The following is a 13,480-nucleotide window of genomic DNA, read 5'->3' on the forward strand; positions in this document are numbered from 1 at the left end:
CCCAAAAACAATCAATTTATCTTATTGTTACTATGTTACGTGAAGCACAATTCCAAAATGAGTTAATTTTCATTCTTACAACTCAGTATATTGGAAGCATATTCGAGCGAAGCTGATCAGATCTATTTTCGCCAGATCAAGCGAAACATTATCTCATAGTTCGAACGGGGCCGGAATCAGTCAATTGACCCACAGCAACTGACGCATTGCGGCAGTGCACAAAAAACGTCGACGCTTGAGAGCAGACAGAGGCGCCTGCAGGTGTCCTGCTCAAACTCGAACCAGATAGGGGTCCAAGTATGCGACGCGTGAAAGACATTATTCAAAGCCGGATGTCCCGCCGGTCCCTCCTAGCGGGGACCGCTGCCACAGCGATTGTCGCGGCAACCGGTGCGGTAACGCCGACGTTCGCCGACGAAGCCAACACCACAGGACTGGCCGTTACCGACGACACCGTTCAGGTCGGCATTCTTCACTCCGTCACAGGCACGATGGCGATCTCCGAGACCGGGTCCGTGCAGGCAGAAAAACTGGCCATCGAACAGATCAACGCCATGGGCGGCGTGCTCGGCCGGAAAATCGAATACATCCAGGAAGACGGGGCTTCTGATTGGCCGACTTTTGCGGAAAAGGCCAAGAAACTTCTGGTCAACGACAAGGTAGCCGCTGTCTTCGGATGCTGGACATCAGCCTCGCGCAAGGCAGTCCTGCCGGTGTTCGAACAGTATAACGGCATGCTTTATTATCCGACGTTCTACGAAGGCCTGGAGCAGTCACCGAACGTGATCTACACGGGCCAAGAGGCGACACAGCAGATTATTGCCGGGATCGACTGGGTCGCTGAGGAAAAAGGTGCAAAAAGTTTCTACCTGCTCGGGTCCGACTACATCTGGCCGCGCACGTCCAATAAGATTGCGCGCAAGCACATTGAGAAGCTTGGCCACAAGGTCGTCGGCGAGGAGTACTATCCGCTCGGCCACACCCAGTTCAACTCGGTCATCAACAAGATCAAGCTGAAGAAGCCGGACGTGATCTACGCCATTGTCGTCGGCGGGTCGAACGTTGCCTTCTACAAGCAGCTCAAGGCTGCCGGCATCGACATGACCAAGGAAAAGCCGCTTCTCCTGACGATCTCGGTGACCGAGGATGAGATCCGTGGCATTGGCGGCGAGAATATCGACGGCGCCTATGCCGCGATGAAGTATTTCCAGTCTCTGGAAAACGACAACAACATCGAATTCGTGAAAGCGTTCAAGGAGATGTGGGGCGATGACGTCGTTATCGGCGACGTTACCCAGGCCGCCTATCTCGGTCCATGGCTCTGGAAAGCCGCAGTCGAGAAGGCGGGAAGCTTCGATATCGACAAGGTGCGCCTCGCCTCTCCGGGCATTGAACTGGCCACGGCGCCCGAAGGCTATGTTCGCGTCCACGAAAACCACCACCTGTGGTCCAAGACGCGCATCGGTCTGGCTAAGCCTGACGGCCAGTACGAACTGATCTACGAGACGGCCGACCTGATGGAGCCGGATCCGTTCCCGGAAGGCTACCAGTAAGCGGCGTTCCCCCTCTCCCCTGGGACGGAAACGCCCGCCCGATTGACGGGTGACCCGGCAAGGCACTGCGCGCGAGCAGCCCGTGCGGTGCCTTGCCCAAACTTCGCATTAGCCATTCCCACAGCAGGGGCACCTTGCCTTCGCATTGCCCCTAAGCCTGGAGACCGCGCGCCATGTTCGCCGACTATACCTGGACGGAACTCGGATCCATCTTTGCCATGCAGGGGTTTGCCGGACTGATCCTGTTTTCCGTTTTCGTTCTTATGGCCCTTGGCCTTGCAATCATTTTCGGCCAGATGGGCGTCATCAACATGGCGCATGGCGAGTTCATGATCCTGGGCGCCTATGTGACCTATCTGTGCTCGAACTTCGTCGAAGCCCACTTTCCGGCACTCTTCGGCATCTACTTCTTCTTCGCGATGGCGCTTGCCTTTGTCGCCGCCGGCGCGCTTGGCGCGCTCGTGGAATGGTCGCTCATAAGGCATCTTTACAAACGCCCGCTCGACACGCTCCTGGCGACCTGGGGCCTCAGCCTTATCCTCCAGCAGGCCTACCGATCGATCTTCGGTGCCCGCGAGGTCGGCGTCTCCCTGCCGAACTGGCTGCTCGGGTCGGTGCCCCTCACCGACATCATCGAGATCCCGATCAACGGCATCTTCGTCATGGTGCTGACCTTCGTCATCGCCATTGGCGTCTATTTCATCCTGTTCCGCTCGCGCATGGGCATGCAGACACGTGCGGTGGTGCAGAACCGGGTCATGGCAGGTGCTGTGGGCATCAACACGCAGAAGGTCGACCGTAATACATTCGCGCTCGGCTGCGGCATTGCCGGCATCGCCGGGAGCGCATTCACCATGATCGGGTCGACCGGTCCCACCGCGGGCCAGCTCTATATCGTCGACACGTTCCTGATCGTCGTGTTCGGCGGCGCTGCAAGCCTGCTTGGAACCATCGCCTCGTCTTTCGCCATCAGCCAGGCACAGTCGACCATGGAGTTCTTCCTGTCCGGCTCCATGGCCAAGGTCCTGACGCTCCTGACCGTGGTCGGCATCCTCATGCTGCGCCCCCAGGGTCTCTTCTCCCTGAAAATCCGCCGATAAGGAGGCTGTGATGACAAGCATTAAATCCTTCATGTCGCGGCAGGAACTGATTGGCATCCTCGTTATTGCCGCCGTTCTCTTCATCATCATGCCGCTGGCGATGGACATCTTCCGGCTCAACCTGTTCGGCAAATATCTGACCTACGCGTTTGTTGCCGTCGGCCTTGTCCTGTGCTGGGGCAAATGCGGCATTCTCAGTCTTGGCCAGGGTGTCTTCTTCGGTCTCGGCGGCTATTGCATGGCCATGTACCTGAAGCTGGAGGCATCGACGCCCGAAGCGACGGCCATCCAGTCGACACCGGGAATTCCCGACTTCATGGACTGGAACCAGATTACCGCACTGCCCTGGTTCTGGGAGCCGTTCAACAGCCTGACCTTCACGCTGCTCGCCATCATCATCGTTCCCGCCGTCTTCGCTTTCATCATTGGGGCGGCCATGTTCAAGCGGCGTGTCGGCGGCGTCTATTTCGCGATCATAACGCAGGCGATCGCTGCAATCCTGACCATCCTGATCATCGGCCAGCAAGGTTATACCGGCGGGGTGAATGGGATCACGGACCTGAGGACGCTGAAGAGTTGGGACATCCGCACGGACGAGGCGAAGTACATCCTCTACTACGTAAACGGTGCGCTTCTGATCGCTGTTCTGCTGCTCAGCCAGATCGTGCTCAAAAGCAAGCTCGGCCGCCTCCTGGTCGCGGTCCGAGACCAGGAGGACCGTGTGCGGTTCTCCGGGTACGATGTCTCCAACATCAAGATCTTCGTCTTCTGTTTCGCTGCCGTGCTGTCGGCGATCGGCGGCGCGATGTTCACCCTTCAGGTGGGCTTCATGTCGCCTTCCTTCGTCGGCATCGTCCCGTCTATCGAGATGGTGATCTTCTGTGCCGTCGGCGGCCGTCTTTCGATCTTCGGTGCGGTCTACGGAACCCTTCTCGTCAACTGGGCCAAGACCACGTTTTCCGAGACATTTCCGGAACTGTGGCTCTTCGGCCTCGGTGCTCTGTTCATCGCCGTCGTGCTGATTTTTCCGAACGGCGTCTCCGGCCTTTACCAGTCCTATCTCGCCCCTCTGGTGGACCGTGTCGTTTCAACCGGCAAACGCAAGGGACGCTCCGACACAGCTCCTCCTCCATCCTCCGGCTTTGGTGCCGAAACGACCGCCAAGCCAGCCGAATAGGAGGCACACATGAATACGATCAACAACAACACCGATTTTCTGCTGTCGATTGAAAATCTGACCGTCTCCTTCGATGGATTCAAGGCGGTCGACGATCTCAACCTCTATGTCGACGAGAACGAGATCCACGTGATCATCGGTCCGAACGGGGCCGGTAAAACCACAGTTCTCGATCTCATCTGCGGAAGAACCCGGTCGACCGACGGCTCGATAAAGTTCCGCAACAAGGAACTGACCGACATGCGCGAACACGAGATTGTTCGCGAGGGGGTCGGCCGGAAGTTCCAGAACCCGTCCATCTACGAGGATCTCACGGTCTTTGAAAACCTCGAACTCTCCTTCCCGCGCGGGCGCAGCGTCTGGGGTGCCCTGACGTTTCAACGCGATCAGGATGTGAAGACGCGGGTTCATGAAATTGCAGGCATGGTGTTCCTCGACGAGCTTCTCGACAAGCAGGCCGCGCTGCTTAGCCACGGTCAGAAGCAATGGCTGGAGATCGGCATGCTGCTGATACAGGACCCGGAGCTCTTGATGTTGGACGAACCGGTCGCCGGAATGAGCGTCTCGGAGCGCAAGCAGACAGCGAAACTTCTGAACGAAATCACCAAGGGCCGCTCGGTGATGGTTGTCGAACACGACATGAAGTTCGTTGAGGACATCGCCCACCGCGTCACCGTTCTCCACCAGGGAAAGATCCTTTCCGAAGGCTCCATGGCCAAGGTGCAGGCAGACCCCAAAGTCATCGACGTCTATCTCGGCCACTAGGAGGCTCCAATGCTGAATGTTGCGCAGTACCACGTCGCCTACGGCCAGAGCGAAGTGCTCCATGGCCTCGACTTCACGGTCGCCCCCGGCGAGATTATCGCCATCATGGGTCGAAACGGCATGGGCAAGACCACGCTCATGAAATCCCTGATGGGGATCGTGCCCACCAAGGACGGTGCCGCCGCCGTGGACGGTGTCGACATCACCTCGATGCAGAGCTACGAGCGCGTTGCCAATGGCATCGCGTATGTGCCCCAGGGCCGTATGATTTTCCCGACCATGACGGTCCAGGAAAACATCGAGACCGGGCTTTCGATCAGCGGCAGAAGCAAGGTTCCGGGAGACATCTATGAATTGTTTCCGGTCTTGCTGGACATGAAGGGCCGTCGGGGCGGCAATCTTTCCGGGGGCCAGCAGCAGCAGCTCGCCATCGCGCGCGCGCTCGCAACCAATCCAAAAGTGCTGCTGCTGGATGAACCGACCGAAGGCATTCAGCCATCGATCATTCGCGAAATGGCGCGCGTCCTCCGGCGTATCCGCGACGAGCGCGACCTTTCCATCGTCGTGTCGGAACAGGTCCTGTCCTTCGCTCTCGACGTCGCCGACCGTGTGCTCGTTCTTGAGAACGGGCGTCTGGTTCACGACGAACCGCGCGACAGCGTCGACGAGGAAAAGGTCGCAGCGTTCCTGTCCGTCTGAGCAATCGAAACTTCCGACAAAGAACCGAACCGCAGGCATTCAAGAGGAGAAGCCCAATGGCAGATACACTGATCTCGGTAGACTTGAGCGAGTCCCCGCACACCAACGAGAAAGTTCACAACCGCTGGCATCCCGACATCCCGATGGCGGTCTGGGTGGAACCAGGCGATGATTTCAGGATCGAAACCTATGACTGGACCGGCGGCCAGATCAAAAACGACGACGATGCCGCTGACGTTCGCGATGTCGAACTCGAGCAGGTTCATTACCTGTCGGGTCCGATTGGTGTGAAGGGAGCCGAGCCGGGTGATCTGCTCGTCGTCGATATCCTCGATATCGGTGCCAAGGAAGAAATGCTCTGGGGTTTCAACGGCTTCTTCTCCAAACAGAATGGCGGCGGCTTTCTAACGGAGCATTTTCCGGAAGCGCAGAAGTCGATCTGGGACATCGAAGGCATGTTCACACGCTCGCGCCATGTGCCGGGCGTCAGCTACGCCGGGCTCATTCATCCCGGTCTGATTGGGTGTCTTCCGGACCGGTCCATGCTGGACATGTGGAACACGCGGGAAAAGGCTCTGTTCGACACCGATCCGGAACGCGTCCCGCCGCTTGCCGCACTGCCAAATACCCAGTCAGCGCATATGGGACAGCTGAAAGGCGAGGCAAAACAGGCAGCTGCGGCAGAAGCCGCAAGAACCGTTCCTCCACGCGAACACGGAGGCAACTGCGACATCAAGGACCTGTCGCGCGGCTCAAAGATCTATTTTCCGGTCTATGTGGACGGTGCCGGTCTTTCCATGGGCGACCTGCACTTCAGCCAGGGCGATGGCGAGATCACGTTCTGTGGTGCCATTGAAATGGCCGGATGGCTTCACATCCGCGTCAGCCTGATCAAGGAAGGCGTGACGAAATACGGCGTCAAGAACCCGATTTTCAAACCGTCACCGATCACGCCGAAATACGACGACTATCTGATCTTTGAAGGCATTTCGGTCGATGAGGCCGGCACACAGCACTACCTCGACGTTCACATTGCCTATCGCATGGCATGCCTGAACGCGATCGAATACATGAAAAAGTTCGGTTATACGGGCGCACAGGCCTACGCGATCCTCGGAACGGCCCCCGTCCAGGGACATATTTCGGGTGTGGTCGACATACCGAATGCCTGCGCGACGCTTTGGTTGCCGACGGATGTCTTCGAATTCGACATGATGCCCGGTTCCGAGGGACCGGCGAAGTATCTTGACGGTTCGATCGACGTTCCGCTTGCGCCGGATCTTTGACCACCGCCTGGACATGACACCGGAGCAAGTCCGCGAACTTGCTCCGGCTTTGAGCACGACCAACTGAGTCAGGACGATCCTATGCCCGTTTACGATTATCTTTGCGCAACCTGCGGTCCGATTTCCGCGCGCCGGCCCATGTCCGAGCATGATGCGCCGATCACCTGCCCAGCCTGCAAGGGCGAAGCGCCGCGCGCGATCCTTCAGGCACCCAACATGTCAGGTCTTTCTCCCAGCGACAGGCAGGCGCATCAGCGCAACGAAGCCGCGCAGCATAACCCCAAGTTTTCAACAAAGTCGGAACGCGAAGACGTCAGCAGAGAAACGCGAAAACGCCATCCGGCCGGGTGTTCCTGTTGTTCCGGTTCGAAGGGGAACTTCCGTTCGAGCGCGGTCTACAAGGCAGACGGCAGCAAGACGTTCCCCTCCAAGCGCCCTTGGATGATAAGCCACTGACACCTTTTGCGCCGACGTTTTGACACCAGGCAAGCATGCTGGTGCAATGATCGGCGGTAATTTCGAAGATTGAGCGCGCACAAAGATGATTTTCCCGACTGAGATAGCATGAAGTCGGGGTGGAGACTTCAGTTCTTGACCCGCTCCATTTTCGGATCAAAGAGGGGAGCAAGTGTGACGTCGGCCTTGACCCGTTCCGTTCCGACTTCGAGTTCGTAGCCGGCGGAAAGAATGTAGTCTGCGGTTACGCCCTCCGGATGCCGGACGTACCCAATCCCAATGCTCTTGCCGAGCGTGTGGCCATAGCCGCCCGAACTCAGCCAGCCGCACCGTTCACCGTTGCGGTAGATGGTTTCCCGGCCTGACAGGATAACATCGCCGTCGGTCGTGAAGGTCGCGAGCATCTTCTTTACGCCGTTCTCGCGCTGCGCCTGGACCGCACTGCGGCCCTTGAAGTCGGCATTGGTTTTCATCTTGACGGCCCAGCCGATCCCGGCCTCGTCCGGCGTATGGTCCGGCCCGATATCCGCACCCCAGGCCCGGTAGCCTTTTTCGAGGCGCAAGGTTTCGATTGCACGGTAACCCGCGTTGCGCAGGCCAAACTGTTCTCCGGCCTCGTGCAAGGCGTCATAAACAGTCTGCGCATATTCTGTCGGAAGGTGAAGCTCCCAGCCAAGTTCTCCGACATAGGTGATACGGAGTGCAAGGACCGGACACCCGGCTATTCCGATCCGCCGCGCCTGAGCGAAGGGAAACGCGTCGTTGCCGACATCGGCGCGGGTGCATTTGGAAAGTATGTCGCGCGCCTTCGGCCCGAACAGCGACAGCACGGAATTTGACGACGTGACATCGACGAGCTGGGCGTTAAGACCCTCTGGAATGTTCCGCCGGATCCAGTCGAAGTCATGCGTTGCAAAGCCGGTTCCGGTGACAATGTAATACTCGTCAATGGCTGTGCGCACACAAGTCAGGTCGCACTCGATCCCACCGCGGTCATTCAGCATCTGCGTGTAGATGATGGAACCGACCGGCTTGTCGACGCGATTGGCGGCGATCCAGCTGAGTGCCGCCTCGGCATCCGGTCCTTTCAGGATGAACTTCGCAAAAGACGTCTGGTCGAACAGGACCGCCGCTTCGCGGGCTGCCATGTGTTCGCGGCCGACCGGGCCGTGCCAGTTCGGGCGTTCGAACGTGTAGATGTCACGCGCTTCTTCACCAGCTTCGGCGAACCAGTTCGGCCGTTCCCAGCCAAGCTTTTCACCGAAAACCGCACCGGCCGATTTCAGCCGATCATAGAGCGGCGAGCGGCGGCAGGGCCGGCCGCTGTCGTGTTCTTCCGAAGGCCAGGCCATCGTGTAATGCTTGCCATAGGCTTCCAGCGTACGGGTGCGCACCCAGTCGGTATCCGTATGCGGGCGTCCGAAGCGGCGGATATCGACGGGCCAAAGGTCATAGGGCGGTTCACCTTTGGCCACCCATTCGGCCAAAGCCATGCCCGCCCCGCCGCCAGACGCAATGCCAAAGGCATTGAAACCTGCGCCGACAAACACGTTTTCCATTTCAGGTGCTTCACCCAGAATGAAATTGCCGTCCGGAGTAAAACTCTCCGGTCCGTTGACCAGTTGCTTGATGCCGACCTTTTCCAACGCGGGCACGCGCGGCAACGACAGTTCCATCAATTGTTCGAAATGATCGAAATTGCTGTCCAGAAGCTGATAGTCGAACGGGTCCGGAACGCCGTCGATCGCCCATGGAATTCCGTTCGGCTCATACCCGCCCATGATAAGGCCGCCGACTTCTTCCTTGTAGTAGGTCAGCCGGTCGGGGTCGCGCAACGTCGGCAAGTCGGAAGTGACACCGAAGGCCTCCGTGATCATGTACTGGTGCTCGACAGAGACGAGCGGCACGGTGACGCCAATGGTTGCGGCAAGTTCTCTGGTCCATTGCCCGCAGCACAGAACAAGCTTCTCGCAGGTAATGTCGCCCTGCTCCGTTCGTACCCCGGTCATCTTCGCACAGTCAGTTAGGATCTCAAGAACCGGCATATTTTCGACCAGCTTTGCTCCGGCGGCCCGAGCCCCCTTTGCGAGTGCCTGGGTGATGTCGGAAGGGCTCGCCTGACCGTCTGTCGGCAGATAAGCGGCCCCGACGACGTCGCTGATTTCCATCAGCGGCCAAAGGTCCTGAGCTTCCCTAGGGGTCAGCAATTGCATGTCGAGACCGAAGCTGTGCGCCGTTGTTGCCTGACGTTTGACCTCGGTCCAGCGTTCCTTGTTGCAGGCGAGACGAAGGCCGCCGTTCATCTTCCATCCGGTCGCCTGGCCGGTTTCGGCTTCCAGCTTGTTATAAAGCGAGATCGAATACCCCAGAAGCTGGGTGATATTGGCGTTGGAGCGAAGCTGACCGACCAGGCCCGCAGCGTGCCAGGTGGAGCCGGATGTCAGCGCCGCCTTTTCCAGCAGCAGAACTTCCTGACCCATCTGCGCCAGGTGATAGGCCGTTGAACATCCGACGATGCCGCCGCCAATGATGATAATCTTCGAAGAGGAAGGCAGTGTCATGAGGGCTCTCACAATTCACGGAATTCGGAAAGGGCGGCATTCAGCCGCTCCATGTTCTCGCTTGTGTATGCGGCGTAGTCGAAATCCAGTTCCGAATGGATTTCCGAGGTCATCGACCAAAGTGTTTCGCGCATCAGGGATGCGCATTTCATCGCCGTGTAGGCGCGCCGGTATCGATCTGCCGGTGCTTCGAAGTACTGTTCGAGCATCGTGTTTTCCTGCGCTTCGCTCAGGCCATTGTTTGAGGCAAGGCCGGCGAGATCGAAAAGCGGCGAGTTGAAGCCGCCATATTCCCAATCGATCAGCCAAAGCCTTTCTCCGTCATCAAGCAAATTGGCGGCAAGAAGGTCATTGTGACCGACGACGAGGTCGACCTGTCCGACCGCCATTTCAAGGTCGGACAAAGTGTCCATCAGACCGGGGAGCAGCGCGGCGTGTTCTGACCCATCGCTCTTCAAGCGCATGGCGTAGGCCCGGTTCACTTGGAATGGCCAGAAGGCGAGAACGGGTCCCGTCAGATGGTCTCCCAGGCCCCGGTGGACCTTGGCGACCAGTTCTACGATTCTCGTCAGATTTGCTGGATCCCGGACATCGGCTTCCCCGAAGGTTTTTGCCTCCACGAAGTCCAGCACCAGGACCCCGGGCTCCTGATGAACGACCGCGGGCGAAACACCGGCCGCCTCGGCAGCCCGGCTGAGCGCGAGTTCATTCCAGCGCATGACCCCATGCTCCGGAATGTCATCGCCAAGTCGCACAACAAACCGGCGGCTGCCGTCGCGCACAAGAAGATTGACGTTGGTGATGCCGCCACCGAGCGGCGTTATGTCCTCAGGATCAGAAAAGCAGTCAAGCGCCGCGGCGCGGGCAATGGCGGTGTCGAACATGCGTTAAACCCCCAACCTTTCACGCTGACCTGCGGCAAGCGCGTTGATGATCCTGTCGGTGATGATGGCGATGAAGGCAACGGAAAGACCGGCGACGATGCCTTGCCCCGCATTGGCCTTTGTCAGCGCGATGTAGACTTCCTGACCGAGATCCCTCGTTCCCACGAGCGCTGTGATCACCAGCATGGACAGTGCGAGCATGATCGTCTGGTTCAGACCCAGAAAAAGATGCGGCGTGGCCAGCGGCAGCTTGATGCGCCAGAGCAATTGCCGCTTCGTACAGCCGGACATCAGTCCTGCTTCAATCAGTGGCGGCGGGACTTCCTTGAGACCGTGAGCCGCATAGCGGACGGCCGGGGCGAGAGCATAGAGGATCACGGCAATCATGGCGCTGAAATCACCCACCCGGAACAGCATGACGACCGGGATCAGGTACACAAAGCTCGGGAGCGTCTGCAGCGTGTCCATCAGCCCGAGGATTACGCGCCCGGCGCGTGGACTTTCCGCCGCCCAGATTCCGAGCGGAATGCCGATGATCGTTGCGATCAGAACCGAGACGCCGCACAGGTAGATGGTCACCATGGCCTTGGGCCAGAGACCCGAGGCGGCAATGAAGGTCATCAAGAGAGCCGCGAGCAGGCCGATTTTCCAGCCGCCGACACGCCATGCGATCAGGGCGGTCGCGATGATCCCCCAGGCCCATGGGATGCCTGCAAAGAACTTCTTCACCGGCAGGAGCAACCATTGCAGGATGACGGTCTTTATGGCTTCGAACGTGTCGAAGAAATTGACGTTGATCCATTCCATCGTGTTCGACCAGAACGGGCCGGTCGTGATCGTCAGGGTGTCCGGATAGGTCTGAACCGCCGGAACGAATTGGCCTAGAATCAGAGTGGATGCAATCACCAGGAAGACGGTTCCGGACCAGGGATGTCGTTGCAGGAGGTTGCCGTCCAGCGGATGGCGTGCGCTGCGTTCGGCAAAGGCCTGGCTTGCCCGGTCGAGCGCGATTGCCATGACCACGATGCCGAGACCGGCCTCGATACCGCCGCCGATATCGAGCCGGCGCAGGCTGGACAGGACGTCGAAGCCGAGGCCACCGGCACCGATCATGGACGCGATAATCACCATGTTCAGTGTCAGCATGATCACCTGGTTCACACCGACCATCAGCGTTGGAACCGCGGAGGGAACAAGGACCTTCCACATCATTTGCCGGTTGCGGCAGCCGGCCATGCGCCCTGCTTCGATCACTTCCGTCGGGACCGAGTTCAGTGCAACGATAGTAATACGGACCATGGGCGGCATGGCGTAGATGACCGTGGCAACAAGTGCGGCGACCGGACCGAAACCGAACAGGATCAGGATGGGAACGAGATAGGCAAAGACCGGAACGGTCTGCATCAGGTCAAGAACCGGCCGCAACATGCGTTCAAACCAGCTGACACGATAGGCCAGGATGCCGAGAAAAAGACCGCCGACGACGCCGATCGGAACCGAGATCAGCACCGAGGCGAGCGTGACCATGGCGCTTTCCCATTGCCCGAATACAGCGAGATAGAGGAAACATGCGCCAACAAGGACCGAGAGGAACCAGTCGCGTGCGTAGTGGCCGATTGCCATGATCGTCACGATCACCGCGATCCAGCTGAGCGCCGGGGCGATCTGGACGGCCGCATCACCGACACCGGAGCTGAAACCCTCGACCAGCAGGTTGCGCAGAACCTGGTAGGGGGCTTCGATCAGCGCGGAAATCGCCCGGGTAAGGTCGCGGAAGGAAAAGAAGTAGAAGCCGGCGCTTTCGACAAGCCAGTCGAGGAACGCGCTGATGTGGTCTTCGAGCGGCATTTCCCACGCTTTGGGGTAACGGACGATCCAGCGGGCGTCGAGCGCCTTGTAAAGTTGAAAGGAATAGGTCGACAGCAGCCAGGTGGCCGCAAACAGTGAACCCCAGAACAGCCAGCCCGACCTTGCCGCGCGTGCAATCATCTGCGGCCTACCAGAACGTCGACAACCGCCTTTCGGGAAATCTGTCCAACCGGCTCGCCGTCTTCCATCACCTTGTGCGGCAGGTCCGAGGCTTCCACAGGATCGGCGATGGCTTCGATTACGGCGTCATGAGCCACTTCACCGGCGAAGCTGCCGCCGTTCAGCGGCTCCATGACCGATGCGGCGCGGATCACTTTCGCGCGGCTGACATGGCGGGTGAATTCGGCGACATAATCTGTTGCCGGATGCAAGACGAGTTCTTCAGGCGTTGCCACCTGTTCGATGATCCCGTCTTTCATGACTGCAATACGGTCGGCGAGCCGGATAGCCTCGTCAAAATCGTGCGTGATAAAGACAATCGTCTTGTGAAGAATGTTCTGAAGCCGGAGGAACTCGTCCTGCATTTCGCGCCGGATAAGTGGATCGAGTGCAGAAAAAGGCTCGTCCAGAAACCAGATTTCAGGTTCTGCCGCCAGGCTGCGGGCGATGCCGACGCGCTGCTGCTGACCGCCCGAAAGCTCCCGTGGGAAATAGCCTTCACGCCCCTTGAGCCCCACCAGTTCCACAACTTCCCGTGCCCGTGCTTCACGCGTGGTCTTGTCGACTCCCTGAACATCGAGCGGAAAGGCTGCGTTTTCCAGGACAGTCAGATGCGGCAGCAAGGCGAATTGCTGGAACACCATGCCCATTTTCTTTCGCCGGATCTGAATGAGTTCCTCTTCGCTGGCGCTGAGGAGGTCCTTACCTTCGAACCGGATCTCGCCCGCCGTCGACTCCACAAGCCGCGACATGCACCGGACAAGCGTAGACTTGCCGGAGCCGGAGAGTCCCATGATGACGAAAATCTCACCTTTGCGGATCTGGACATTAACCGCGCGCACCGCTCCGATAAGATTGGCTGCCTCAAGATCGGCTGTAGACGGGTTGGCGTTGGTGTTCAAAAACGTATCGGCCTGTGCGCCGTAGAGCTTCCATACGTTCCGGCAATCGAGAATTACGGGCGTCGTCAT

Annotated in this window: 11 protein-coding genes; 7 read left to right on the plus strand and 4 right to left on the minus strand. The window is 58.8% G+C overall.

Going from position 1 to position 13,480, the window contains the following annotated elements:
* Window positions 1-332: 332 nt before the first annotated feature.
* The 7 genes from urtA (at window position 333) to Q0915_RS15945 (ending at window position 7,036) form a co-directional block, all read left to right on the plus strand.
* Window positions 333-1,553 (plus strand): urea ABC transporter substrate-binding protein, encoded by a 1,221-nt coding sequence (gene urtA / locus Q0915_RS15915; RefSeq protein ID WP_366525300.1) that lies wholly within the window; start codon window positions 333-335, stop codon window positions 1,551-1,553.
* Between the two features lie 173 nt (window positions 1,554-1,726).
* Window positions 1,727-2,653 carry an urea ABC transporter permease subunit UrtB gene (gene urtB / locus Q0915_RS15920; protein ID WP_299475404.1) on the plus strand — a complete coding sequence of 309 codons (927 nt, stop codon included), beginning with the start codon at window positions 1,727-1,729 and terminating at the stop codon, window positions 2,651-2,653.
* A 10-nt stretch (window positions 2,654-2,663) separates the two neighbouring features.
* Window positions 2,664-3,830: an urea ABC transporter permease subunit UrtC gene (gene urtC, locus Q0915_RS15925; protein WP_299475407.1), complete on the plus strand. Its 1,167-nt coding sequence runs from the start codon at window positions 2,664-2,666 to the stop codon at window positions 3,828-3,830.
* A gap of 9 nt (window positions 3,831-3,839) precedes the next feature.
* On the plus strand, window positions 3,840-4,595 hold the full coding sequence (gene urtD / locus Q0915_RS15930) for an urea ABC transporter ATP-binding protein UrtD (protein ID WP_299475410.1): 756 nt from the start codon (window positions 3,840-3,842) through the stop codon (window positions 4,593-4,595).
* Between the two features lie 9 nt (window positions 4,596-4,604).
* The gene (urtE, locus tag Q0915_RS15935; RefSeq protein ID WP_299475413.1) at window positions 4,605-5,294 is read left to right on the plus strand and encodes an urea ABC transporter ATP-binding subunit UrtE; all 690 of its coding nucleotides are present in this window, start codon (window positions 4,605-4,607) and stop codon (window positions 5,292-5,294) included.
* A 56-nt stretch (window positions 5,295-5,350) separates the two neighbouring features.
* Window positions 5,351-6,580, plus strand: coding sequence for a formamidase (gene fmdA, locus Q0915_RS15940; protein WP_299475416.1), 1,230 nt, complete (start codon window positions 5,351-5,353; stop codon window positions 6,578-6,580).
* A gap of 81 nt (window positions 6,581-6,661) precedes the next feature.
* On the plus strand, window positions 6,662-7,036 hold the full coding sequence (locus Q0915_RS15945; RefSeq protein WP_299475423.1) for a zinc ribbon domain-containing protein: 375 nt from the start codon (window positions 6,662-6,664) through the stop codon (window positions 7,034-7,036).
* 128 nt (window positions 7,037-7,164) lie between these two features.
* Here the strand turns inward: Q0915_RS15945 and Q0915_RS15950 are convergent, their stop codons facing one another.
* From Q0915_RS15950 to Q0915_RS15965, 4 genes are read right to left on the minus strand one after another with little or no spacing between them, the layout of a single operon-like run.
* Window positions 7,165-9,597 (minus strand): FAD-dependent oxidoreductase, encoded by a 2,433-nt coding sequence (locus Q0915_RS15950; protein ID WP_299475426.1) that lies wholly within the window; start codon window positions 9,595-9,597, stop codon window positions 7,165-7,167.
* Between the two features lie 8 nt (window positions 9,598-9,605).
* The gene (locus Q0915_RS15955) at window positions 9,606-10,481 is read right to left on the minus strand and encodes a phosphotransferase (protein ID WP_299475429.1); all 876 of its coding nucleotides are present in this window, start codon (window positions 10,479-10,481) and stop codon (window positions 9,606-9,608) included.
* Window positions 10,482-10,484: 3 nt separating this feature from the next.
* On the minus strand, window positions 10,485-12,470 hold the full coding sequence (locus Q0915_RS15960) for an ABC transporter permease subunit (protein WP_299475432.1): 1,986 nt from the start codon (window positions 12,468-12,470) through the stop codon (window positions 10,485-10,487).
* On the minus strand, window positions 12,467-13,480 hold the full coding sequence (locus Q0915_RS15965) for a betaine/proline/choline family ABC transporter ATP-binding protein (protein ID WP_299475435.1): 1,014 nt from the start codon (window positions 13,478-13,480) through the stop codon (window positions 12,467-12,469). The genes Q0915_RS15960 and Q0915_RS15965 overlap by 4 nt, the downstream gene beginning before the upstream one ends.

It is taken from the genome of uncultured Roseibium sp. (genome assembly GCF_947494555.1).
GTDB lineage: Bacteria > Pseudomonadota > Alphaproteobacteria > Rhizobiales > Stappiaceae > Roseibium.